Source organism: Streptomyces sp. NPDC002853, assembly GCF_053591915.1.
In genome coordinates this window covers 233,880-258,139 of sequence record NZ_JBSFUS010000014.1, presented here as the reverse complement: position 1 = coordinate 258,139, position 24,260 = coordinate 233,880, and the positions used below count along the sequence as shown (strand labels likewise).

General features: G+C 70.5%; 19 protein-coding genes and 1 pseudogene. 9 read left to right on the top strand and 11 right to left on the bottom strand.

Going from position 1 to position 24,260, the window contains the following annotated elements; genetic code table 11:
* From narH to ACWD02_RS34870, 6 genes are read left to right on the top strand one after another with little or no spacing between them, the layout of a single operon-like run.
* Positions 1-1,521: a nitrate reductase subunit beta gene (gene narH, locus ACWD02_RS34895; protein WP_451218275.1), complete on the top strand. Its 1,521-nt coding sequence runs from the start codon at positions 1-3 to the stop codon at positions 1,519-1,521.
* The gene (narJ, locus tag ACWD02_RS34890) at positions 1,518-2,153 is read left to right on the top strand and encodes a nitrate reductase molybdenum cofactor assembly chaperone (protein WP_451218273.1); all 636 of its coding nucleotides are present in this window, start codon (positions 1,518-1,520) and stop codon (positions 2,151-2,153) included. The genes narH and narJ overlap by 4 nt, the downstream gene beginning before the upstream one ends.
* The gene (gene narI, locus ACWD02_RS34885; RefSeq protein WP_451218507.1) at positions 2,153-2,881 is read left to right on the top strand and encodes a respiratory nitrate reductase subunit gamma; all 729 of its coding nucleotides are present in this window, start codon (positions 2,153-2,155) and stop codon (positions 2,879-2,881) included. Before narJ ends, narI begins: the two co-directional genes overlap by 1 nt.
* A complete protein-coding gene (locus ACWD02_RS34880; protein WP_451218270.1) occupies positions 2,878-4,128 on the top strand; it encodes a TIGR04053 family radical SAM/SPASM domain-containing protein in 1,251 nt (416 codons plus the stop codon). Before narI ends, ACWD02_RS34880 begins: the two co-directional genes overlap by 4 nt.
* The gene (gene hemG / locus ACWD02_RS34875) at positions 4,116-5,540 is read left to right on the top strand and encodes a protoporphyrinogen oxidase (protein WP_451218267.1); all 1,425 of its coding nucleotides are present in this window, start codon (positions 4,116-4,118) and stop codon (positions 5,538-5,540) included. Before ACWD02_RS34880 ends, hemG begins: the two co-directional genes overlap by 13 nt.
* Positions 5,530-6,297 (top strand): DsbA family protein, encoded by a 768-nt coding sequence (locus ACWD02_RS34870; RefSeq protein ID WP_451218264.1) that lies wholly within the window; start codon positions 5,530-5,532, stop codon positions 6,295-6,297. Before hemG ends, ACWD02_RS34870 begins: the two co-directional genes overlap by 11 nt.
* Positions 6,298-6,348: 51 nt before the next feature.
* Here ACWD02_RS34870 and ACWD02_RS34865 read toward each other — a convergent pair whose 3' ends face one another.
* Positions 6,349-7,353: a MerR family transcriptional regulator gene (locus tag ACWD02_RS34865; RefSeq protein WP_451218261.1), complete on the bottom strand. Its 1,005-nt coding sequence runs from the start codon at positions 7,351-7,353 to the stop codon at positions 6,349-6,351.
* A 3-nt stretch (positions 7,354-7,356) separates the two neighbouring features.
* Positions 7,357-8,028: a HEAT repeat domain-containing protein gene (locus tag ACWD02_RS34860; RefSeq protein ID WP_451218504.1), complete on the bottom strand. Its 672-nt coding sequence runs from the start codon at positions 8,026-8,028 to the stop codon at positions 7,357-7,359.
* A gap of 130 nt (positions 8,029-8,158) precedes the next feature.
* Between ACWD02_RS34860 and ACWD02_RS34855 the strand changes: the two genes are divergently transcribed.
* Both ACWD02_RS34855 and ACWD02_RS34850 read left to right on the top strand, forming a co-directional pair.
* Positions 8,159-8,995, top strand: a complete 837-nt coding sequence (locus tag ACWD02_RS34855; protein WP_451218258.1) for an LLM class flavin-dependent oxidoreductase — start codon at positions 8,159-8,161, stop codon at positions 8,993-8,995.
* A 191-nt stretch (positions 8,996-9,186) separates the two neighbouring features.
* Positions 9,187-9,666, top strand: a complete 480-nt coding sequence (locus ACWD02_RS34850; RefSeq protein ID WP_451218501.1) for a nucleoside deaminase — start codon at positions 9,187-9,189, stop codon at positions 9,664-9,666.
* 135 nt (positions 9,667-9,801) lie between these two features.
* On the opposite strand, the gene ACWD02_RS34845 is transcribed toward ACWD02_RS34850, so the two are convergent.
* The 8 genes and pseudogenes from ACWD02_RS34845 to ACWD02_RS34810 all read right to left on the bottom strand — a co-directional run bounded on the left by ACWD02_RS34845 (position 9,802) and on the right by ACWD02_RS34810 (position 21,253).
* Positions 9,802-10,254, bottom strand: a complete 453-nt coding sequence (locus ACWD02_RS34845; RefSeq protein ID WP_451218256.1) for a cupin domain-containing protein — start codon at positions 10,252-10,254, stop codon at positions 9,802-9,804.
* A 71-nt stretch (positions 10,255-10,325) separates the two neighbouring features.
* Positions 10,326-11,591, bottom strand: a complete 1,266-nt coding sequence (locus ACWD02_RS34840) for an MFS transporter (protein ID WP_451218254.1) — start codon at positions 11,589-11,591, stop codon at positions 10,326-10,328.
* A gap of 8 nt (positions 11,592-11,599) precedes the next feature.
* Positions 11,600-12,877, bottom strand: coding sequence for an ATP-grasp domain-containing protein (locus ACWD02_RS34835; RefSeq protein WP_451218251.1), 1,278 nt, complete (start codon positions 12,875-12,877; stop codon positions 11,600-11,602).
* Positions 12,874-14,247 carry an ATP-grasp domain-containing protein gene (locus ACWD02_RS34830; protein ID WP_451218248.1) on the bottom strand — a complete coding sequence of 458 codons (1,374 nt, stop codon included), beginning with the start codon at positions 14,245-14,247 and terminating at the stop codon, positions 12,874-12,876. The genes ACWD02_RS34835 and ACWD02_RS34830 overlap by 4 nt, the downstream gene beginning before the upstream one ends.
* Complete coding sequence (locus ACWD02_RS34825; RefSeq protein ID WP_451218498.1) at positions 14,244-15,467, bottom strand: pyridoxal-phosphate dependent enzyme; 1,224 nt, start codon at positions 15,465-15,467, stop codon at positions 14,244-14,246. The genes ACWD02_RS34830 and ACWD02_RS34825 overlap by 4 nt, the downstream gene beginning before the upstream one ends.
* A 114-nt stretch (positions 15,468-15,581) precedes the next feature.
* Positions 15,582-16,466 (bottom strand): annotated as a pseudogene (locus ACWD02_RS34820) (ATP-grasp domain-containing protein); the annotation flags it as partial.
* A gap of 82 nt (positions 16,467-16,548) precedes the next feature.
* Positions 16,549-17,157, bottom strand: coding sequence for a serine O-acetyltransferase EpsC (gene epsC / locus ACWD02_RS34815; RefSeq protein ID WP_451218245.1), 609 nt, complete (start codon positions 17,155-17,157; stop codon positions 16,549-16,551).
* A gap of 13 nt (positions 17,158-17,170) precedes the next feature.
* Positions 17,171-21,253, bottom strand: coding sequence for an amino acid adenylation domain-containing protein (locus ACWD02_RS34810; RefSeq protein ID WP_451218242.1), 4,083 nt, complete (start codon positions 21,251-21,253; stop codon positions 17,171-17,173).
* 939 nt (positions 21,254-22,192) lie between these two features.
* Here ACWD02_RS34810 and ACWD02_RS34805 point away from each other — a divergent pair.
* A complete protein-coding gene (locus ACWD02_RS34805) occupies positions 22,193-22,894 on the top strand; it encodes a phosphatase PAP2 family protein (protein ID WP_451218239.1) in 702 nt (233 codons plus the stop codon).
* 27 nt (positions 22,895-22,921) lie between these two features.
* Here the strand turns inward: ACWD02_RS34805 and ACWD02_RS34800 are convergent, their stop codons facing one another.
* Complete coding sequence (locus ACWD02_RS34800) at positions 22,922-24,256, bottom strand: glutamate-1-semialdehyde 2,1-aminomutase (RefSeq protein ID WP_451218237.1); 1,335 nt, start codon at positions 24,254-24,256, stop codon at positions 22,922-22,924.
* Positions 24,257-24,260: the final 4 nt, after the last annotated feature.

Sequence of the window (24,260 nt, the reverse complement as noted above, 5' to 3'; positions counted from 1 at the left end):
ATGCGTGTCATGGCACAAGTGGCGATGGTCATGAACCTCGACAAGTGCATCGGCTGCCACACCTGCTCCGTCACCTGCAAGCAGGCGTGGACCAACCGGCGCGGCACCGAGTACGTGTGGTTCAACAACGTCGAGACCCTCCCCGGCCAGGGCTATCCGCGCCGCTGGCAGGACCAGGACCGCTGGAAAGGCGGCTGGGAGCGCACCCGCTCGGGCCGCCTTCGCCTGCGGGCCGGCGGCCGGGTCAAGCGGCTCGGCACGATCTTCGCCAACCCCGACCTGCCGACCGTCGACGACTACTACGAGCCGTGGACCTACGAGTACAAGAACCTCACCGAGGCCCCCACGGGCGACGACATGCCGGTCGCGCGCCCGTACTCGCAGACCACCGGCGAGCCGATCGACACGATCCAGTGGGGGCCGAACTGGGACGACAACCTCGGCGGCGCCCCCGAGCACGCCTCCAAGGACCCGATCGTCGAACGCATCAGGGACGAGGTCGGCGAACGCATCCGCTTCGAGTTCGAGCAGAGCTTCATGTTCTATCTGCCGCGGGTCTGCGAGCACTGCCTCAACCCGGCCTGTGTGTCGGCCTGTCCCTCGGGTGCCATGTACAAGCGCGCCGAGGACGGCATCGTGCTCGTGGACCAGCACGACTGCCGGGGCTGGCGGATGTGCGTCAGCTCCTGCCCGTACAAGAAGGTCTACTTCAACCACGCCACCGGCAAGGCGGAGAAGTGCACGTTCTGTTTCCCGCGCGTCGAGATCGGCATGCCGACCATCTGCTCCGAGACCTGCGTCGGGCGCATGCGCTACCTCGGCGTGATGCTCTACGACGCCGACAAGGTGACCGAAGCGGCGGCCGTCGCAGACGAACACGACCTGTATCCGGCCCAGTTGGAGTGCTTCCTCGATCCGCGTGACCCGGCGGTGATCGAGGCGGCGCGCGCGAGCGGCATCAGCGACGAGTGGCTGGACGCGGCACGCCGCTCCCCGGTGTTCGACCTGATCCGCACCTACCAGGTGGCGCTCCCGCTGCGTCCCGAATACCGCACCATGCCCATGGTCTGGTACGTTCCGCCGCTCTCCCCGGTGGTGGAGGCAGTCTCCGCCGGCGGGCACGACGGCGAGAACGCGGGAAATCTCTTCGGCGCCATCGAAAGCCTGCGCATCCCCGTGGAGTACCTGGCCGAACTGCTCACCGCGGGTGACACCTACCCCGTGGACGCCGTGCTGCGCCGCATGGCCGCGATGCGCGCCCATATGCGCGGCCGCAACTTCGGCGAGGAGCCGGACCCGCGCATCGCGGCGTCCGTGCGGCTGACCGGACAGGAGCTCGAGGACATGTTCCGGCTGTTGGCCATCGCCAAGTACGAGGACCGCTACGTCATCCCGAGTGCGGCCCGCGCCGACGCCGACGCCCTGGCCGACTCCCATCCGCTGGACGCCGGGTGCCCGGTGGGATCGGTGCCCGACAAACCCGTACTGCTCAACCTGCCCACCCTTCGGAGGCCCGCATGACGCCGGACGCCATGCTGCGGCTCGCGGCCGCGCGCCTGCTTGCCCACCCCGACGAGCACATGTATCAACAACTGCCGCTCATACGGAAGGTATGCGAGGCCGTTGACGGTGGGCCGGACGGCCACCTCGCTGCCTTCCTGGACCACGTGGACGAGGTGCGCCCCCTTGACCTGGCCGCGCACCACGCCTCCGTCTTCGACACCCGCAACCGCCGCAGCCCCTATCTGACCTGGTGGACCGACGGTGACACCCGCAATCGCGGCCTCTCCCTCGTCCGCGTGAAGGGCGTCTACCGCGCGCACGGCCTGGAGTTCGACGGCGAGGAACTGCCCGACTACCTGCCCGTCATGCTGGAGTTCGCGGCGCTGGAGCCGACAGCCGGCACCGACCTGCTCCAGGAGCATCGAGCCGGACTCGAACTCCTGCGGCTCGCGCTCACCGAGCACGGCACCCCCTACGCGCATCTCCTCAAAACCGTCTGCGCCACACTCCCCGGCCCCTCGCCCGTCACCCGCCAGGAGGCCAAGGCGCTGGCCCGCCAGGGGCCGCCGCGCGAGAGCGTCGGCCTCGAACCCCTCGGCCCCGGCATCGAACTGCCCTGGCCGGCCCTGCCCGAAAGGACCCCGGCGTGATGGACCTGCTGCTGTGGGGCGTCCTGCCCTACGTCGCCCTCGTCCTGCTCGTCTCGGGCCTGGTGTGGCGCTCGCGCCACGACCGCTTCGGCCTGACGACCCACTCCTCCCAACTGCACGAGTCACGGCTGCTGCGCATCGGCTCCCCGCTGTTCCACTTCGGCATGGCGTTCGTGGTGATCGGCCACCTGGTGGGGCTGCTGATCCCCCAGAGCTGGACGGACGCGGTCGGCGTGGGCGACCACCTGTACCACCTCGTCGCGGTGTCGACCGGCGCTCTCGCGGGCATCGCCGCGCTGGCCGGCATCGGCATCCTGGTGTACCGCCGCCGCACCGTGCCGGGTGTACGCCGGGCGACCTTGCGCAGCGACCACCTCATGTACACCGTGCTGATCGGCGCGATGCTCCTGGGCCTGACCGCGACGCTCCTCAACTCAGCCGGAATGAGCGGGGATTACAACTACCGCGAGGGCATCTCGGTCTGGTTCCGCTCCCTGTTCACGCTCCAGCCGGACTACGCACTGATGGCAGGCACGCCCCTGGCCTTCAAGCTGCACGTCCTCTTCGGCTTCGCACTCATCACCCTCATCCCGTACTCCCGCCTGGTCCACATGTTCAGCGCCCCGGTGCGTTACCTCTTCCGGCCGTTCGTCGTCTACCGCCGCCGGGACCCGGATCAGCAGCCCGCGCAGCGTGCGCCAAGGCGCGGCTGGGAGCGTGTGCAGTGAGGCCGGGCAGTTCAGCAGGTTCTGCGAGCTCGGTGCGGGGTGACCGGGCCCTGCGCAGCCCGCGCCACGCCGTCGCGGAACGCCCCTTCATCGTGATCTGGGAATCCACCAGAGCCTGCCCACTCGCGTGCCTGCACTGCCGCGCCACCGCCCAACCCGGCCGCGACCCAAGCGAGTTGAGCGGGTCCGAGGCGCGGCAGCTGATGCGACAGACCGCGGAGTTCGGGCGGCCGTCACCACTGTTCGTGATCACCGGCGGCGATCCGTTCCAGCGCCAGGACCTCACCGGCCTGATCGCGTACGGAACCTCGCTGGGCCTGCGTATCGCCGTGTCACCCTCGGGGACGCCGACGCTGAACCGCGCCAACCTGACGGCGGTACGCGACGCGGGCGCGGTGGCCCTGTCGCTGTCCCTGGACGGGGCGACGGCCGAGCGGCACGACACCTTCCGCGGGGTCGAGGGTGTCTTCGAGTGGACCCTCGACGGCTGGCGCACGGCGCGTGACCTCGGCCTCAAGGTGCAGATCAACACGACGCTCACCCGGCACACTCTGCGCGACCTCGCCGACATCGCCGCGCTGGTGCGCCGTGAGGGAGCCATGCTGTGGTCCGGTTTCCTCCTGGTGCCCACCGGCCGGGGTACGCGGCTGGACGGTCTGACGCCGCAGGAAGTGGAGGACGCGATGCACTTCCTCTACGACTGCGGTGCGGTGATCGCCACCAAGACCACGGAGGGCCACCACTTCCGGCGTGTGGCGGTGCAGCGAGCCATTCACGCCCAACGCGGAACGCGTCCCCAGGTCGGCCCGACGCACCGGGAACTGACACGGCGAGCCGATGAGTTGGGGCTCTTCCAGGGGCAGCTTCGGGCACGGCGTCGCCCGCCGATGGACGTGTCCTCGGCGCGCGGCTTCGTCTTCGTCTCGCACACCGGCGAGGTACACCCGAGCGGGTTCCTGCCGGTGTCGGCGGGCAACGTCAGGCACGGGTCGCTCCCGGAGATCTACCGCACGTCCGACCTGTTCGTCTCCCTGCGCGACCCCGGCCGGCTGGGCGGCAAGTGCGCATCCTGCGAGTTCCGTCAGGTCTGCGGCGGTTCGCGGTCCCGCGCCCACGCGGTCACCGGTGACATGTTCGCCGAAGACCCCTACTGCGCCTACCGGCCGGGCTCCTTCCCCCACCAGGCCGAGCTGCGAGCCGTCCTCGCGCCGGCCTCCTCCCGAAGTGGATCCTCATGCGATCGGTAACCGTCATCGGCGCGGGCGTCAGCGGCCTCTCCGCGGCATGGGCCCTGCGCGACACGGCACGCGTCACCGTGCTCGACAGCGCGCCCCGGGTGGGCGGCAAGATATGTACCGGCCGTGTCGCCGGGGTCCCGATAGACCTGGGCGCGGAGTCCATGGTGACGATGGGACCCGATGCCGTGCGGCTCGCCCAGGCCGTCGGCCTGGGCGACTCGCTGTGCGAGCCCGCCGTCGCGCCGGTCACGATATGGACGCGCGACGCGCTGCGGCCCATGCCTCCAGGACACCTGATGGGCATCCCGTCGAGACCCGAACTCCTCGCACATACAGGCCTGTTGTCCGAAGAAGGCCTACGCCGCCTGTACCTCGGTGATGACCTCGAGCCGCTCCCGCCGAGCACGGACGTGAGCATCGGCGGCTATCTGGAACCCCTCATCGGCAGGGAGGCGGTGCAGCGGCTCGTGGCCCCGGTGCTCGGCGGCATCTACGGCGGCGACGTCTTTCGCCTGTCCCTCGCCGCGGCGCTGCCCTTCCTCACCAGCATCACCCGGTCCGGCGAACCCCTCATGACCGCTCTGCGTCGCCGCGAGGCCGCCCGCGCGGGTGCTCCACGAACCGCCCCGGTACGCGGTGTGCGCGGCGGCATGGGACGCCTCGCCCAGGCGATCGCGGAAACATCCGCAGCGACGGTCCTGACCGGCACGACAGCCCGCTCCCTGCGCCCGCGGCCCGACGGCGAGGGGTGGCGCGTTCACGCCGACACCGGCGACGGGCCGCTCACCCTCGACTCGGATGCCGTGATCCTCGCCGTACCCTCCGACGTCGCCGCACGGCTGCTGGGCTCGCACGCCCCGCGTGCCGCCGACGCACTCGCGGAGGTCGAACACGCGAGCTCCGTGGTGGTCACCTTCGCCTTCCCCGCAGACGACGCGACCCGCAAGGCCTTCGCGGGCCGCAACGGATTTCTCGTGCCGCCCGTCGACGGGCGCGCCGTCAAGGGCGCCACGTTCCTGTCCCGGAAATGGCCCTGGTACGCGCAGGACACCCCCGATGCCGTCATCGTCCGCGCGTCGCTGGGACGGGCCGGGGCCGATGCGCCGCTCGGCCTCCCGGACAAGGCGCTGGCCCAGATCGCCCTGTCGGACCTGACCGCGGCACTGGGGCCCCTGGGCGATCCGTCGGCGAGCCGCGTCACCCGCTGGGAGCGCGGCCTGCCCCAGTACCACGTCGGTCATGGCGCCCGCGTGAGCCTCGTCAGGGACGAACTGGCCGCACTGCCGGGCCTCGACGTGTGCGGGGCGACCTATGAGGGCGTCGGGGTCGCGTCCTGCATCAGCAGCGGCCTGGCCGCGGCACGCCGCCTGGCGCCGGGAATCGAGCCGTTCACCCGACAGGAGACCGCCGGTGCGCAGTAAGAAGAGCGGCGGCAAGACCGTCAAGGGGAGCGAGGCCAAGCATGCGCGCTTCCGCCGGCGCGCTCTGATCGGCGGCTGCGCCGCCACCGTCGTGGCCTTCGCGGCCGGTCTCGGTGCAGCGACTGGCAGCAGCTCGGCCGGGGAAGCGGACCGGCCACTGATGATTCCCGCCAACTCCGAAGGCCGGGACGGTACGTTGATCGCCTACGGCGACAGCGACGCCAGGACCACGATCAAGGTCTACGAGGACCCGCGCTGCCCGTACTGCGCGGAATTCGAGCGCAAGCTCGGCCCGGCGCTCGACGAGATGGCGGATTCCGGCAAGGTCAGGGTCGAGGTCCAGCTGGCCGCCTTCCTCGACAAGAGCCTGGGCGGCCAGGGCTCGAAGACATCGATCGCCGCACTCGGAGCAGCCCTGAACGAGAGCTCGGCGACGTACAGGTCCTTTCACGACGCGCTCTTCGCCCACCAGCCCGAGGACGAGGGCGACGACGAGTTCGGCAGCACCGCGAGTCTGCTCGAAATCGCGGGCAAGGTACCCGGGTTGCGGACGCCGTCCTTCAACAAGGCGGTCAAGGAGAAGACGTACGCGGCCTGGGCGGACAAGGTCGCCGACGCCTTCTACGAGAGCGATGTCACCGGCACGCCGACCGTGACGGCCAACGGCAAGAAGCTCACCGTCATCGACAAAAACGGCACAGCGGTCAGCCCGAAGGACTTCACCCGCCAGGTGGATGCCGCGAACGACGGACCCTAGGCCGCCGGCTGCCTTCCGGGGCAGCCGAAGTCGCGCGTACCGGCCGATCCGTCACCGCGTCTCGCGCAGCTGGAGAAGGTAGGCCGCGGTCACCGCCACGGCCCGGTCCTCGTCGTGGGAGAGCTCGGCGAGGGCACGTGCCGTCGTCGTGCCCGGGATGCCTGCCATGGCCTGGGTCAGCCGGCCGCGTGCGGGCGCGCCAACGGTGGGGTCGGCGAGGCGGTCGACGAGTCTGGTCGCGATCTGGTCCGCCCGCGCGGAGTCGCTCGCCAGCACGCTCAGCGCATCGGCCGCGTCGGTGTCGTTCCTGCCTTCCACGATCATGTCGACGAGTGTCGGGACGGCGGCGGGCACCCCTCGTGCCCCGAGCGCCAGTGCCGCATGCCCGCAGACCACGTCATCAGGGCTCGCGAGGCCCAGGCGCAGCAGGGCGTCGGCCTCGTCGCCGGGCATCTCGGCGAGGGACCGAACGGCACGTTCCCGCACCGCGGCCGCCGGTGAGCCGAGGCCCTCCGCCAGCAGCGCCACGCCGTCCTGGCCCGAGCGTGCCAGCGCCCACCGAAGGGCCCCGGCGACGTTCGCGTCCGTCTCACTGAGTGCCGCCTCCACCAGGGCCTCGACCGGCACCGGAACCTCGTCGTCCGCCGAGAGGGCCGCACGCTGGCGCGCGCTCGCGCTCTTCGAGCCCAGCGCCTGGAGCAGCGCCACGACCTGGAGAACGTCCTCCCAGTCCGCCGGGTCGGCGGCATCGATCCGGCGCAGCCGCGTGAGCAGCTCGGTCTCGGCCGCGATGCGCTCGCGTGTCTGCAGGACGAGGTCCCCCACGAGCGCCGAGGGCGTGAAGCCGGGTTCGTCGAGAGCGCGCCCGATCTCCCGCAGCGAGAGTCCCAGCGACCGCAGACTCTCGACATGGAAGATCCGCCGGATGTCCTGCCCGGAGTACTCCCGATAGCCGGAGCCGGTACGCCCCGAGGGCCGTACCAGGCCCAGCGACTCGTAATGCCGCAGCATGCGGGCACTGACCCCGGACCGTCGCGCCACCTCACCGATCAACACGCTTCATTGTCCCTCCGGGCCGTCACCGCCGAGGGCCACCACGCGCTTCGCCTCCTCGATCGCGAACTCGAACCCCGTGTCCGGGTCACGCAGCAGCCGTGTCGTGGCGAGGGCGTGCGTACGCGTGCGAGGGTCCGCGGCCCTCGTCGCGGCGCGCAGTGCCGGCTGGATCGCTTCCCCCAGTGCGACCAGCGCCCGGCTGAGGCTCAGCTGCGTCTCCCGCTCACCGCGTCCGAGCTGCGTCGCGAGGGCCGTGGCCAGCGCGGGCTCCTCGCCTTCCGGCACGAGGATGACCGCGGCCCGCCAGGCGCTGCGTGCCACCTCCGCGTCGGGGTCGGACAGCAGCGCCCCCGTGATCTCCGGCCACGCCCGCCGGTCCCCGATCTTCGACAGCGTGTGCAGCGCCTGGCTCCGGGCCTGTGGCCGCTCCGAGCGCAGCTCGCGGAGCAGCTCGGGGAGCGTCAGGGAGACCGGATGGCGGGTGAGCGCCCAGGTCAGCATGTCCCGGACGAAGAATTCGGGCTCGATCGCGGATCGCTCGACGAGCTTGTCGACGAAGCGCGGGTCCGGCGCCGTGCCGAGGGCCAGAGCGGCCCGCAGTCGCACCGACGAGCGCCCGTCCTCCAGACCTTGCAGCGCTCGCAGCGCCTCCGTGTCCTGTCCCGTGACCGTCATCGAGATCACCTCCTCGCCGATCAGTGAAGACCTTGCCACCGTGTCAAGGTCAAACAGGGGCACAGGGCCGTGGCCCAACCGGCGTCCACAGCAGGCACGTTGCACCAGACTCATTGCTAGGCTGACGCCCATGCGGATTGGTGTGAACGTCCCCAACTTCGGGCCCGGGGCCAATCCCGATCACCTGGCTCGGTGGGCCGAGACCGTGGAGGGCCTCGGCTTCGACCTGCTGATGATGTCCGATCACGTGGCGATCACGCCGGATGTGGCCGAGCAGTATCCCGCGCCGTTCTACGAGCCGTTCACCACGCTCGCCTGGATGGCCGGGATCACGGACGGGATCACCCTGGGCACGACCGTCCTCATCACCCCCTACCGGCATCCGCTGCTGGTCGCCCGCATGGCTGCCAACCTGCAGCAACTCAGCGGTGGCCGACTGATCCTGGGTGTCGGGGTCGGCTGGGCCCGAGGGGAGTTCCAGGCCCTCGGTGTGCCCTTCGAACGGCGTGGCGCGCTGACCGACGAACATCTGCACACGCTGCGCACCGCATGGGAGAACGACGCCGACTACCGATGCGGGCAGATTCCGCTGTGGATCGGCGGAAACAGCGACGCGGGCATGCGACGGGCCGTGCGTTTCGGTGCTCCCTGGCATCCGCTGGGGTTCACGATGCCCTGGTTCAGGGAGGCGCTGCCTCGGCTGAAGGGGATTTCCGCCCGACTCGGTCTGCCCGTGCCGGGTCTGGCGCCGCGGATTCGGCTCAACCTCACGGAGCGACCGGTCGACCACCCGGATCGCCGGGCCGGGGAAGGGACCCTCGAGCAGTTTCTGCAGGACGTCGAGGAACTGCGTTTGGCCGGCGCCGAGAACATCCTGCTCGACCCCTACCAAGGCGATCCGAACGAGACCCTGCGGCCCGAGGCGGCCTGGCAGGCGCTGGCCGTCGTGGCCGCACACCGGACGTAGCGGGCATCCCTCCGGCACCTCGGCCGAGACGACGGACGCGGAAGACCGTCGGATGCGGAGGACCGCCGGACGCAGACGACCGTCGGGCACAGAAGACCGACGGACACAGAGACGGAGCAGCAGTGGCACCTCATGACCACGACCTTTCCGGGACCGACACCCCTCCCGCCACCACCGTCACCCGGGCCGATCTGCCCTATCTGCGTCGCTGTATCGAACTGGCGACGGAGGCGCTGGAGGCCGGTGACTGGCCGTTCGGGTCCGTGCTCGTCGACGCGGACGGGAAGATCAGGGCCGAGGACCGCAACCGCGAGTCCACGACCAAGGACCCGACGGCGCACCCGGAGATCGCGCTCGCCCGGTGGGCCGCGGCCCACCTGACCCCCGAGGAGCGGGCCACGGCGACCGTCTACACCTCGGGGGAGCACTGCCCGATGTGCGCGGCCGCCCACGGGTGGGTCGGCCTTGGCCGCATCGTGTACGCGAGCTCGTCCCGGCAGGCCCGGGAGTGGAAGGCCGAGTGGGGTGTGCCCATCACCTCGCCCTTGAGCCCGCTGACCATCCAGGACGTCGTACCCGGCCTGGAGGTGGCCGGTCCGGAGCCCGAACTGGCCGAGCAGGTCCGCGAGTTGCAGTGGCGCTTCCGTACGGGCAAGAACGCGGAGGGCTGAGGACGGGGCAGCCGGCCTGCGGGCCGGCAGTCGCGGGGCCCGGCAGCGTGGTGCGCTGCCGGGCCCCGGCTTGCTCCCGTCGGTCCGCGGATCGGGCCGTGCGGCGTCACAGCATGTGCGTCGCGGCACGTGGCGTCAGACCATGAACTGGTCGTACTTCGCCATGTGTTCCCGCAGCTCCTCCATGCTGGGGTTGCGCCCGTCGGCCGTCAGGCGGCCAAGCCCACGGAAGTAGTCCTCGCGGTCGTAGATCGGGTAGAACATGATCAGCAGGGTGGCGTCCTCGGTGCCCCGGTTCGTGAAGCCGTGCGGCTCCCCCTTGGGGACGTAGGCGAACGCGCCCGGCTCACCGACCACCTTGCGGTCGCCGATGGTGAACTCGATCTCGCCCTTGACCACGTAGAACATCTCGGTGGACTGCTTGTGGATGTGCGGGGACGCGCCCTTGGCCTCCGGAGCCATGTGATGCTCGAAGAAGCCGAACTCCCCGTTGGAGTCGGGCGTGGTGAGCTTGAGATACGTCCTCTTCGTGTCTCGGATGTCGACGTATTCGCCTTCACCGGCGGGGACGTACAGCGGAACAGACATTTTTCCCTCCAGGGATGATGTTCGAGGTGACGAGTGGTGGAACCGCACACCGCAGCGGTGCGCGGGAGTGATCACGTGGCTTCGGCCAGGGCCGGGTCCTGCCGCGGCCGGCGGTTCGCCTGTGCCTGCGCCCAGCGGCCGATGACCGGCGCCGCGAGCCCACAGACGGCGAACAGCGCGGCCAGCACGACCCACCCGGTGGTGCCGGTGGTGATGACCAGGCCGATCAGGAGCGGTGCCGCGATCTGCTGGACGGCCACGCTCAGCCAGAAGACCGACAGATAGACGCCCTCCTGGCCGGGTGCCGCGAGCAGATACGACCCGCCCCAGCCCCCGGCGGACTGGAACAGCTCGCCCGCGGTCAGCGCGACCATGGCGAGCAGCAGCACGCCGACGGCCAGGACGACGGACGGCTTGGGTGCCGCGACGAGCAGCAGGCAGCACGCCGCGAGGGCCAGGCCGGCCCGCACCAGCGCCCGTGCCGAACCGGCGATGGTCTCGGTGCCCCGGCTGGCGCGTACCTGCAGGGTCACGGCGAGCACGGTGTTGACCGCCACCAGGGGCGAGATCACCGCGGCAGGGACGTCGGTGTGCTCGACGATCCACAGGGGGATGCCGATGCTCAGCAGGGTCATGTGCATGGTGAGCACCGCGTTGATCCCGGTGAACGACAGGAACGGCTTGTCGCGCAGCGCGTCGACCGAGAAGCGGCGGCGCAGGCTCTTGGCCGGCGTGCTGAGCAGCGGCAACCGGTGGGCCAGGTGGGCGAGTACGGCGAAGGAGACGGCGTTGAGCAGCAGGATCGCCGCGTAGCCGGCCCGGGTGTCGATCAGCAGGCCGACACCGCCGAGCAGGGCGCCGACGGTGAAGCCGACGTTGCGCAGGGACCGCAGGACCGCGACCACCTTGACCCGGTCGTCGGTGGCCGTCACCTGCCCGACCAGGGCCTGTTCCATCGGTGCCGCCGCCTTGTCGGTCAGGCCGAGCAGGCACACCACCGCAAGGAACTGCCACAGGTTCTGGACGAACGGGTAGAGCACGAAGCAGGCGCAGCGCCACAGGCTCACCCCGATCAGTACCTTCTTCGGGCCGATCCGGTCGGCCACGATGCCGATCGGTACCGCCGTGGCCAGGGCGATGGCGGCGGACAGGGTCAGGCCGAGGCTGAGTTCGCCCACCGACAGACCGACGGAGCGGGTGATGAACGGGACGGAGACGGCCAGGAAGGCGCCGGTGCCGACGGCGTCGATCATCGCCATCACGGACAGGCGTAGGCCGACCGGCCCGCCGGGGACGGACCTCGGCCATCCGCGGACGCGCTGCCAGAGAACAGACATCTGCTTCCTCACTGTGTGGTGATGCGGATGACGGCGTCGGCGGTGAGGACGCGTCGCTGTGTGGTGGCCGCATCCGGCCCGGTCGCGATGACGTGTCCGGCGCGGTCCCAGGAGGACGCCCACGGCCGGACCTTTTGGCCTGCCTCGACGTCGACCTCCACGTCCCGGACACCGGGCAGGACCCGTGCCGCGTCCGTTCCCGTGACCGCCGTGACGGTGCCCGGCTCGGCGGCCAGGAACCGGATCGCCGAGGTCAGGCGCGCGGTGCGGGGGAGGGTGACAGGGCGGCCGGCCAGCAGGTCGATCAGGGCCAGCCTGATCCGTGTTCCGTAGGCAAGGTCGTTCAGGTCGATCAGGTGGTCGCCGGGGCAGCGGCCCGCGCATTCCACCAGCGCAGGACCGGCCTCGGTCAGGATCCATTCGGCGTGCAGGATGCCGGTGCGGTAGCCGGTCGCCGCGACGAGCGCACGCATGGCCGCCTCGAACGCGGTCTGCGTGGCCTGGTCGAGCGGAGCGGGCAGCAGGTGGCCGAGTTCCACCGGGTAGGGCCCCGCGATCACTGTCTTGGCCGTGATGTTGTGGAAGATGATCTCGCCCTGTCGGACCAGCGCCTCGACGCTGTACTCGGGCCCTCGCAGGCGTTCCTCGGCCAGGAAGCGCCACGTCAGGCTCCGGTCGGGCACCTGCTCGTACTCGGCGGCGGAGGAAGTGCGCTCCCACGCCCGCGCCGCGGTGGTCGCGTCGACCGAGTCGAGGAGCTGTACGCCGACGCTGGCCTGCCGATTGGCCGGCTTGACCACCACGGGGCCGTCGCCGGCGAAGTCGCGGATGTCCGCGGGGCCGTGCACCTCGCGCCAGCGCGGACCGCGGACGCCGCCGGCATCGCAGACCTCGCGCAGCCGGACCTTGTCCCGCAGGGCTTGCGCGGCGTGTTCGGTCGCACCCGGAAGGCCGAGCTTCTCGGCCAGCGCCGCCGCCGCGGGCACCGCGTACTCCAGGCCGGGCACGACCGCGGCCACCGGGCGCTCGGCCTCCAGCGCGGCCGCCAGGTCGAGGGCCCCGGACGACTGCTGGTAGCTCGCCGGGATGATGCGGTCCAGACAGCCGAAGCGTGCCGCCGCGTCGCTCAGTTCCCGTTTGCGGATGATGTCGGGTTCTTCGAGGACCACGACGGAGCCCTCGGGCACACTCCCGTCGATGGCGTGCAAGTAGGCCGCGTTGTAGCCGACGAACACCACCTGCGCGTCGGCATCGGGGGTGGTCATGGACACCTTCTGGTCGGTCATGAGGACCTCCTGGCCGTTGATGTGGGGCGCCGCACGGTCGGTGCCTGTGTGCGGTGGAGGGGACTGGTGAGGGACGGCGCACGTACGGGAACCGGTGGCTCTCCCGCTCGGCCGCTGGCTCGTACGGGCGTTCCGTCGATGACGAGCTCGATGGCGGCCAGCACCTCGGCGCACCGGCTGCGGGCTTGCTCGGGCGTGGCACCGGAGACGATGACGTGCCCGTGGCGGCCCTTGGAGTCGCGGACTGCCGTCACGGTGTCGCCGGGGCGCAGCCGCAGCGTCAACTCGTCGACGTACGGCAGCCTTCGGACCTGCTCCAGGCCACGAACCTCCTCGACGCGGCCGGGCGGGAAGAGGAAGAACCGCACGGCTGCCGTCGCCGACGGCTCCGGCACGTCGACCGGTGCGCCCGTGAGGCCCGCGAAGATCGCCTGCTCGATGTCGAGGCCACCGGCCAGTTCGACGAGCCTGGGGATCCGGTCGCCGCCGAGGCGGGCCTGCGACTCGACGATGCGCGGGCCGCGCGGCGTCCAGATCACCTCGGTGTGCGCGGGGCCGAAGCGGTACCCGCACACGGTGAGGAAGCGGAGGGTCAGTTCTTCGATGGCCCGCTCACGGGCCCGGGGCAGCGGTGCCGGATGGACGTGCCCCACCTCCACGAACAGCGGCGGTGCGCCCAGGAGTTTCTCGGTGATGCCAACGACGTGGTGCCTGCCGTCCTGGCTCAAGGTCTCCACGCTGTACTCGGGGCCGCGCAGGTACTCCTCGACGAGGAACGGACCTTCGTAGCCGTACGCGTCGACGAGCTTCGTCCAGGCCGCCCGGTCGTTCGCCTGCTGCCACAGGAACACGCCCCGGCTGCCCGCGAGTGCGACCGGCTTGACGACGGCCGGAGGGCCGATCCGTTCGACGGCGGCCGGTACGTCGTGCCGCGTCGGCGCCGACTCGAAGGCCACCGGGGACAGTTCGTTGAGTGCCAGCAGGTCCCGCATCGCGTGCTTGTCGGCGAGGACTCGGATTGCCGCGGCCGGGTTGACCTCGGCGCGCAGGTCCTCGGCCACCTCGTGGGCGGTGACCATCGTCTCCTCCGCGCCGATGTGGTAGATCACCGAGGCGTGGTGCTGCCGGGCCACCTCGCGGATGGTGTGCCGCAGCAGCACCGGGTCCTGGAAGTCGGTCGTCACGAACAGGTCCGCCAGGGCGTGTACGTCGTCGAGATACTCCGGTGTCTGCAGCCGCGGATCCCAGATCGCGCCGACCCAGAACCCCGCGGCCTGCGCCTTGCGCACGAACTGGCGGTAGGGCATCACCATCAGCAGGCGCGGCCGGTCGTCGGTGGGCGGGCCCGCCGCGGGCCGGGGCGCGGTCATCGTGCACCGCCCGGTGCCGACGCGCTCTCGCGGCCGAGCAGGCTCAGATACCGCTCACCGGTGTCGGGCAGGAGCGTCACGATGCGCCGACCCCGGAACTGCGGGCGGGCGGCCAGGACGCCGGACGCGTGGACGACCGCGCCACCCGAGACACCCGCCAGCAGACCGGCGTGCACTGCGAGCCGCCGGGTGGTGTCCATGGCATCCGCGTCGGACACCGTGATCACCTCGTCGATGAGGCTCTGCTGGGTGGTCGGCGCGATGAAGCCGCCGTTGAAACCCGGGATGCCGTGCGTGCCTGGCCTGCCGCCGGACAGCAGCGGCGAGCCCGCCGGTTCCACCGCCACGATCCGTACCGCCGGGTGACATGCGCGCAGATAACGCCCCGCGCCACTGAGCGTTCCGCCGGTTCCCACGCCGCAGACCAGCACGTCGATCCGCCCGTCGGTGTCGTTCCAGATCTCGGGGCCGGTCGTCTCGTAGTGCGCCCGCGTGTTGTCCGGGTTGTCGTGCTGGCGGCAGTACCACGACCCGGGGGTCTGCCGGTGCAGTTCCGCTGCCTTGTCGACCGCGGCCTGGTAGCCGCCGGTGTGCGGGGTGCGCACCACTTCGGCGCCGAGCGAGCGCAGCATGGCCACGCGTTCGGGGGTCGCGTTGTCCGGCAGCACGATCACGCAGCGGTAGCCGCGGTTCGCCGCCAACGCGGCCAGCGAGATTCCGGTGTTGCCGGAGGTCGCCTCGATCACGGTTCCGGTGCCCGGGACGAGCAGCCCCTGCTTCTCGGCGCCGCGCAGCATCGACAGGGCGGCCCGGTCCTTGCTGCTCGACCACGGGTTGAACAGCTCCAGCTTGGCCAGGACCTCGGTGTCGGCCGGGACGCCGTCCACGATCTGCTCCATCGGCAGCCGCAGCAGCGGTGTACCGCCGATCAGGTCGGTCAGGGAGTCGGCGACCGGCCGCCGGGAGACCGGCTCGGTCCGGATGCCGATCTCCTGGACGGCGGCCTCCGCGGTGCGGGCCGCCAGCTCGGCGGTCTCGGCCACCACGAGGACATGACCGGCGCGATCGCCGTTGCGGCGCAACTCCCGCACCACGGAACCCGGTGTGGGCTTGACGACGACTTCCTCGACGCCGGGCAGCGCGGCGGCGCGCTGCCGTCCGGTGACCGACACCACCCGGCCCGGCTGCGCGGTCAGATAGCGGATGGCGGCGCCGCCCACCGGACGCGTGGGCAGCACCGGGACCGGCAGCGGCTGGCCGAGGTACTGGCGGGCCACCAGCTCCAGGGACTTGATGCCCAGCGCCCGGTCGACCAGAAAGGTGATCTTTCCGCCGGCGGGCCTGGGGTTGATCTCGATGAGCTTGGGTCCCGACTCGGTCAGCTTGACCTCGACATGGGCCATGCCCAGGTCGAATCCGACCGCGCGCAGTGCCTCTACGGCCAGATCCCCGCAGGCCCGCACGAGCGGCTCGGGCAGGCGCGAGGGGAAGGTGTGGGCGAGCTCGACGAAGTAGCCGAGGCCGACGACCGACTTGTCGGTCACCCCGAACACCTCATACCGGTCGCCGTCGGCAAGGACCTCGACGCTGACCTCGGGGCCGCTCAGATACTCCTCGACCATCAGCTCGTGATACCGGGCCTGACCACGGGTGTTCTCCGCACGGGACTGGATCAGGGCGACGTGCTCGGCGGCCTGATCGGCGCTGTCCACCAGGCGTACGTCGGCGCTGCTGGTCTCGTCGGCCGGCTTCACCACGCAGGGAAGGCCGACCTCCGCCGCGGCCTTCGCCGCGTCGGCGGGCGTGCCCACCGTGCGGAACGCCGGTATGGCAACGCCCAGTTCGGCGCAACGGCGGCGCATCAGCGCCTTGTTGCGGGCGGTGGCGACGCCGTCGACACTGACGGTGGGAAGCCCCAGGTGGACGGCGACCTCGGCGGCCACGACCACGTCGTACTCGGCCAGGGTGAGGAAGGCGTCGAAGGGGTGCTCGGCCGCTGCCTGGTGGACATGCGGCAGAAGCTTTTCAAAGACGTTCGTCTCGCATCGGACGATGTCGTCGACGTAGCGGTCGAAGTAGTCGGGACCGCCCGGGACTTCGAGGTAGCGGTCCAGATCGCGGGTGAAGAAGGTGACGCGGCAGTCGAGTTCCTTGATGATCTGCAGGCCCTCGAAGCCGGAACCGGAGAGATTGCTCTCCAGGACTCCGACGTGAATCATGTGTGCCTCCGTTGGCGTTCCGGCGCGCGGCCGGTCGGAATCGAGCGAGATATGGGTGAACTGCGGGCGGGGGAGCGGTCTGTCACCAGCACCCGGCGGTGGCCAGGCTGTGCAGCAACTGCTCCGAGGCCGCGCGCTCCGCGGCCGACAGCGGTACGACGACTCCGGCCGGGGGAGCCGTCACCCGGGCCCGCGGCGGTACATCGCCCAGGACCAGGGAGCCGGCGCCGATCAGCGCGTCGGCGCCGACGGTGACGGGGCCGAGCACGATCGCGTTGGTGCCGAGCACCACCCGGTCACCGACGACCGGGTGGCGTCGGGCGCCGGGCGCGCGCCGCTCGTCCCGCCACCAGCCGATCGCGCCCAGCGTGACCTGGTGGAAGATCGTGACGTCGTCACCGATCTCGGCGGTCTCCCCGATGACGACGGCGGCCCCGTGGTCGATGAACACGCGCCGGCCCAGGCGCGCACCCGGATGGATCTCGATCCCGCCCGTCACGGCCCGGGCCAAGTAGGCCAGGGACCGGGCCAGTTGCCGGTGCCCGCGGGTGTAGAGGACGTGCGCCGCCCGATGGGCCCACAGGGCCGGCAGGGCGGGGTGCAGCAGTGCCTCGGCGGGAGTGTGGATCGACGGGTCCCGGTCCACGATCATGGCGAGGTCCTGCCGCATCCGGGTGAGTGTCCTGCGCATCTGGTCCCCCGCCTCAGTAGTTCGGACTCTTGACGAGATGGCCGGGGTCTTCGACGATCTCCGGGATGTAGACCCGCTCGTTCCACACGTCCTGGGCCACGGGTTCGAGGGCGATGGAGACGACTCCCTCGTCGACTTCGAAAGCGGTCCTGACCGCGCTGGTGATCGCCTCCACCAGGGCCGATATCTGGGCCTCCTCGAGGTTGTTGGGGAAATGCTTGATGTTGACGTGGGGCACTTGGATGACCTTCCTGGTGAGTCGCGCGGATTGAACGGCGGCGACGAGTTCGTCCACCCCGCCGGCCCGCAGCAGTGCGTAGTGGTCGGCCCGCAGCCGACTGACCCTGGGCGGCGTGCTCGCCGCCGCGGGGTCGCGTTCGATGAAGGAGTCCTGATCGCCCGCGGCCCGCAGGACCGTGACCGGTGCCGAGACCCGGTGCCCGGCCACGTCATGGGGGGCGTACTCGAACAGGAACGTCGTGCGCACCACGTCGACGATCCGGCGCACCAGTTCGCGCTCCAGATGCTCGAACCGGTCGCAGACACAGGCGATGAAGGATTCCTCGTCGTGCGTCGAGGCCAGGCAGTGGGCGACGGCCGCCGGTTCGAGGTTCGCGGCGAACACGGAGTAGAGGATCGAGACGAAGACGGGGTCGGTGAACCCCACCGTCGGCTCGGCGGGTGCCCCCGCACGGGCTTCCACGGGTGGCTTGCCGGGCGCGAGGAGGATCACCTCGTCGACCCGCTCCCCGGCCTGCTCCAGCTGCCGGGCCACCGCGAAGGCCACCCGCGCGCCGAAGGAGTAGCCCCACAGGGTGTAGGGGCCGGTCGGCTGCGCCTGCCGGATCAGCTCGATGTCCTTGGCGACCATCTCCTCGAACGTCGGATACGCGCTCTCGCCCGGATTGATGCCGTGCGCCTGGACGCCGAGGAAGGGCCGGTCGAGTCCCAGCCGGCCGGCCAGCAGCCGCAGGCTCATCGGGTAGCCGCCGAGACCGGGCCAGCAGAAGACCGGCCGTCCGCCGTCCGCGCCGCGCAGCCGCACCAGGCGCGAGAGTGTGGTGGCCGGGGTGCGGTCGACCAGCCGGGCCAGACCCGCGATCGTCGGCGCGTCGAACAGCACCTGCAGCGGCAGGGAGCTGCCCAACCCTCGGTTGATCCGGCCGACCAGATTGACCGCGGTCAGCGAATGGCCCCCGACGGCGAAGAAGTTGTCCCGGATCGAGACCCTCTCCTGGCGCAGCACCGCGCACCACAGCGCGGCGATCGCCTCCTCGGTGGGCGTGCGCGGCGGGACGACCGGCGCGTCGGCGTCGTCGACGGCGGCCTTGTCCTGCTCCCGCAGCGCCTGGTGGTCGATCTTGCCGTTGGGGGTGAGCGGGAAGGAGTCAAGGACGGCGACCCGGTTGGGCACCATGTACGCCGGCAGTGATTCGGCGAGGTTGTCCTTGATGATCTCGGCGGGTCCGCGCATGTGGACGGCGTCCTCCTTCATGCCCTCGCTCAGTCGTTGTTCGGCACTGATCCGGCCGCCGACGGCGAAGTAGGAGGCCCTGTCCGGACGGGCCGCATCCGGTCCAGCGGCCAGGAGGTCCGCGATGCGCCGGGCCGACGCGAGGGGGTTGCCGGTCTGCGAGCTGTAGCCGGAGGACATCAGGCCCAGCCCGAGGTCGTTCATCTGCAGGCGCTGCAGCTCCCGGCCGAGGTCGGCGTAGCGCTGCCACGGTGCGGGCGCGCTGCCGATCACGCTGATCCCGAAGCTCGACCGTGCGTAGACCTCCTGGTTGATGGCGATGACGTCCTGCTTGCGGATCAGACCGTCGGACACCCGCACCAGGTCCTTGCCGTCATACCGGTACTGGCCCGCGGCCAGATCGGCGATGCGCCCGGGATGAGCCTGCACATACAGCTCGACCGGGTCGGGCACGGCAGGGGCGGCGGCCGTCTCGACCTCGTACGTACCCAGGTAGAGGTCCTCGTCCGGGCAGCGCAGGACACCCTTGAGCCCAGGCTCGTCCGCGCGCGCGTTCACGCGGAGCCCGTACTGGGGGAGCACGTGGTCGAAGAGGCCCACCATGTGACCTGATTCGAGGCGCAGGACTTCCTGGATGTTGTTCTGGTAGACCGGCTCGATCGCCGACCGGCGCCCGACGAAGTGGATCCGCAGCCTGGGCCTGCCCCCGGGAGCGGGAGCGATCAGCGTGAGGCGGTGGTCCACCGGGTGGTAGTAGTAGTGGCCCGCCTCCAGACCGGCGATGCCGGACAGGTCCAGGTACAGCTGGGTGGCGTACAGGGAGCCGGGTGAGGCGTAGCCGTACTTGGGTAGCAGCCGCTCGGTGCTGGGGAACTGGCCGAAGTGGCGCAGCAGGGAGCCGAGTTCGGGCAGGGTGAGGGAGCCCGGGTCGCGCGGCGATGCCGGCCGGTCCGCCGGGCGGGCGAGCAGGGCCAGGATGTCGTCGCGAGTGACGGGGCCGCCCTCGTAGAACCGGTAGGTCTTGCGGGCGAACACCGTGCGCCGCTGTCGGGCCGTCGGTGTCCGTCCGGGAAGCTCGACGGCGGGCAGACCCTCGTCCTGACGGGTACCCAGGTTGCCCAGTTGTGCCTTGAGTTGGAGCCTGCTCTGTTTGGACTGGTGGTGGGCGCCGTGGTTCCCCTGGTCCATCAGCGCGGCCCGGTCGGGGTCGAGCTCGACGAAAGCCACGAGGTTGGCGCCGGTCCGCGCGTCGTCACGGACCAGTACGACGGCGGACTTGACCCAGTCGTGCTTCTCGACGGACACCTTGATCTCGTCCAGCTCGACCCGGAAGCCGCGCAGCTTCACCTGGCTGTCGGTGCGGCCGAGGAACTGTACGGTGCCGTCGTCGTTCCACCGGGCCAGGTCACCGGTGCGGTAGAGGCGGGTGGAGCGGGAATCGCCGGTGGACGGGTCGGTGAACGAGCCGGTGACGAAGCGTTCGGCGGTCAGTTCCGCGTTGTTCAGGTATCCGCGGGCCAACTGCCGTCCTGCTATGTACAGTTCACCGGACTCGCCGGCGCGCACCGGCCGGCGGGCCGGGTCGAGGATGTGGAAGGTCATGCCGCGCACCGGCCGGCCGATGGAGACGTGGTCCGGGCCGTGCTGGACGGCCTGTCGGTCCACGCGGTGGGACGACGCGTTGATGGTGCACTCGCTCGGGCCGTACAGGTTGACCAGTGCGCAGTCGGGCAGCGCGTCGAGCAACTCGGTGGCCAGGTTCTTGGTGAGCGCCTCACCGCCGCTGAACACCTGGGTGAGCGAGGTGCACAGCGACAGGCGGCCGGTGTCGGCGAGTGCCTGCAACAGGGTCGGGACTCCCTGGAGGGTGGTCACCCCGTTCGCCAGGATCAGGTCGACGAGCCCTCCGGGGTCGGCGTACACCCCCGGTTCGCTCATCACCACGCCTGCGCCGCAGGCGGGCGCGAGGATCTCCCACTGGGCGGCGTCGAAGCTCAGCGGTGTCTTCTGCAGCACCGTCCTGGTGGGGTCAAGGCCCTGCTCGTCGGCCAGCCAGCGCATCTGGTGGGCGATGCTGTGGTGCTCGATCCCGATGCCCTTCGGGTTGCCCGTGCTCCCTGAGGTGTAGATGACGTACGCGAGGTCGTCGTCCCGCACAGGCGCGGTGGCCGGTGACCCGGTCTCTGTCAGCGTCGCCCGGTGGGATGTTGCCTGGGCGAGGGTGACGATCTTCGTGCCCGGCGGTGTCATGGCGGCCAGCCGGGAGACCAGGCTTTCATCCGTCAGGATGACCTTGGTCCGTGAGTCCGTGACCATGTAGCGCACGCGATCGTCCGGGTACTCGGGCGACAGCGGCAGATAGGCCGCGCCCGAGCGAAGGACGCCCCAGACGCTCACCATGAGGTCGACGGATGGCCGCATGTAGATGCCGACCGGTTCGTCCGCCGCCGCACCGAGATGCCGCAGGCGTTCCGCCAAGTGCCCGCTCTGCTCGACGAGTTGCCGAAAAGTCAGTCTCTCCGCGCCGCAGGAGACGGCGGTCTTGTCGGGCTGGGCGACCATGGCCGCGCGCAGCATGTCCGGCAGGGACAATTCTTTGGGCCCCGTGGGGTTCGTCATCATTTGCTGACCTGGAATCCGTTACCTATGGGGGTGCGTCATTGGAAAGGCTTCACCGCGATGCGCGTAAGCCTGGTCGGAAAGCGTCATGCCGAAGTGGCAGCCGGGATCGACCGCCGGCCATTGACCGTCGTGTGAAAGCAGCCCGGTTGAGGCTGGAAACAAAAGAAGGCGCGACGAAGAGCGACTCGGTGCGCGTGTTTCGTCCCACCCGGAAAAGCGCTCCGGCGCGCACGCGGTGCATGCCGGAGGGAAAAGGATCGCGAGAGCGCGCGGATCCTTGTCAGCGCTCAGAAGGCCTCAGCAGCGTTGGACTATGAGCTGAGTCACCTCAGGAAGTTTCTCGAACATACCTTTACACTCTCCCCGTTTTGACCGGCCGGTCTGGGATCAAGCGGTACGGGCCAAAAGGTCCGAACCTGCATTTCTGATCCTGGTCGGTCATCTCTTACTGAGCGCACACACTAATGACTGAGAACACCCCTTGTAAAACATTAACTTTGTTACAGAGCGCGGGAGTTGGCCGGTCAGCACGAGTCCCGAAAGGTCGATCGGCATCCGGTTCGCCGCTCGCCGGGGACTCACGGACGCGCGTGCTGGCGAAACCAGCCGTCCGCTTTACAGATGCCGGATTCCGGCAACCGCCGTCCAGTTGGCCGATAGTGAGGGTTGACCCGGCGCGCGGGGCGTGTGCTCCCACCCCCGAACCGCGTACTGATCGGGGGTAAACCAGGTATCGATTCAGCCCGAACCAGGTATTGCACACCTCACCTCCAGGAACGGCCAATGCCGGTGTGCCGCGGCCGGGTTGTTGGTTAGGGTGACAAAGCAGAGGCTGATCCGCGGTGCGGTCAAGGTCGCTGGGGGAGAGTCGGGGACGACAGAGGGGCTCGCGTTGGATCGCCTGGGCAAAAGAGCGGAACTCTGTACCGGCAGGCGCGTGTGACGGGCCGGCCGACGCCCGCGCTGCGGCCTCCCGCGCTACTGCCTCCCTCGCTGCGCGTGTGGCTCGGGCTCATCGCGTTTCTCGCCGCGTCGGCGGTCGTCGCGCTCGGGGTTGCATACGCGGGGCACAGCGAGCCCGGCAAGGTGGACAGATGGTTCGTCGAGCCGACGGCGGACAGCGTGCGGGCGCCGTGGCGCTACGTCGCTCTGGCCGTCGATTTCCTGGCGGAGCCCATCGGCGCGGCAATGGTGATCATCGCCGCCGTGGCGGGATGCCTGGTGTTACGGCTGCCTCGGGGGGCGGTCCTGGTCGTGTGCGGCGTCGGCCTGACCGTCGTGACGACGACACTGATCAAACCTCTGGTGGGGCGCAGCATCCACGGCGAGGACAACCTGTCCTACCCGAGTGGGCACACCGCCTTCATCACCGCGCTCGCCCTGGTGGTGGCGCTCCTCGCGACCGGCAGGCTCGGCCTGGGCAGGACGGCGGGCGCCCTGCTGATGCTCGCCGCGACAGTGGTCGCCGGAGCCGCCATGGGCTGGGCGCAGGTCGCGCTGAGCGCGCACTACGCGACCGACGTCCTCGGTGGCTGGTGCACCGCGCTGGCGGTGATTCCGCCGACGGCGTGGCTGGTCGACCGGTCGGCGGACTCGCTGGCCGACCGGACGGCCGACGCCGAGCGGCGAGAGCGCCGCTGACGTCACCTCAAGCCGTGGCGAGCCACCTCACGCCAAGCGACGGAACACGGGCTTGACCGGTCGCCCCGCGAGCCAGGGCGTGGGGTCACCGGAGTCAAGTGCCTTGCGGTAGACGGCACATGCCTGGGCCACCACCTCGACGGTGCGATCGATGTCGGCGTCACTGAGCGCGCTGCTCACCACGAACGACGGGGCGAGCACCCCGCCCGCGAGGAGCCGGCGCAGGAACAGGGTGCGGTAGGGCTGCGAGGGCTGCCGGTGCTCGTCAAGGGTGGCGAACACCAGGTTGCTGGCCCGGCCCCGGACGACGACATGGTCGCCGACGCCCATGCCCGCCGCGGCCTCGCGGACCCCGGCGGCCAGCCGCTCGCCGATGTCGTGCAGCCGGGCGGTAATGGCCTCCTCGGCATAGGTGGTCTGCACGGCCATCGCGGCGGCCAGCGCAGGTGTCTCCGCGCCGTGCGTGGTGGACAGCAGGAACACCCGTTCGTCGGAGTGGCGCAGCCCGCCCCGCTCCATCAGCTCGCGGCGCCCGGCCAGGGCGGAGACGGCGAATCCGTTGCCCAGCGCCTTGCCGAACGTGGAGAGGTCGGGGACGACGCCGTACAGCCCCTGGGCGCCCGCCTCGGACCAGCGGAAGCCGGTGATCATCTCGTCGAAGATCAGCACACAGCCGTGCCGGTCGGCGAGCTCGCGAAGGCCCGCCAGGTACCCGGGCGGCGGCTCGGTGTGGCCGGCGGGTTCGAGGATCAGGCAGGCGACCTCGTCCTGGTGGCGGGTGAGCAGTTCCTCCGTGGCCCCCAGGTCCCCGTAGGGGAACGCCACGGTGAGCTCGGTGGTCGCCGCCGGAATGCCGGCGGACATCGGCGTGGTCCCGATGAACCAGTCGTCGACGGAGAAGAACGGATGGTCGCCGCAGATGGCCACCCGCGGGCGCCCGGTGGCGGCGCGGGCCAGGCGCACCGCGGCGGTGGTGGCGTCGGATCCGTTCTTCGTGAACTTCACCATCTCGGCGGTCGGCACGGTGGCCAGGAAGCGTTCCGCGGCGTCGAGTTCCACGATGGAGGGCCGGACGAAGTTGCTGCCCCGGTCGAGTTCGCGCCGCACCGCCTCGACGACACGTGGGTGGGCGTGGCCGAGACTGACCGACCGCAGCCCGGAGCCGTACTCGATGTAGCGGTTGCCGTCGATGTCCCACACATGGGCGCCGTGGCCGTGGCTGATGACCGGGGCGAGGTTCTCGGGGTACTGGTCGTCGCCCTTGGCGTAGGTGTGCGCGCCGCCCGGAATCAGCGCGTGCAGCCGCTCGTTCGCCGTACGCGACCGGGGCAGGTCGAACTCTTCCGCGTTTTCGGTACTCACCCGG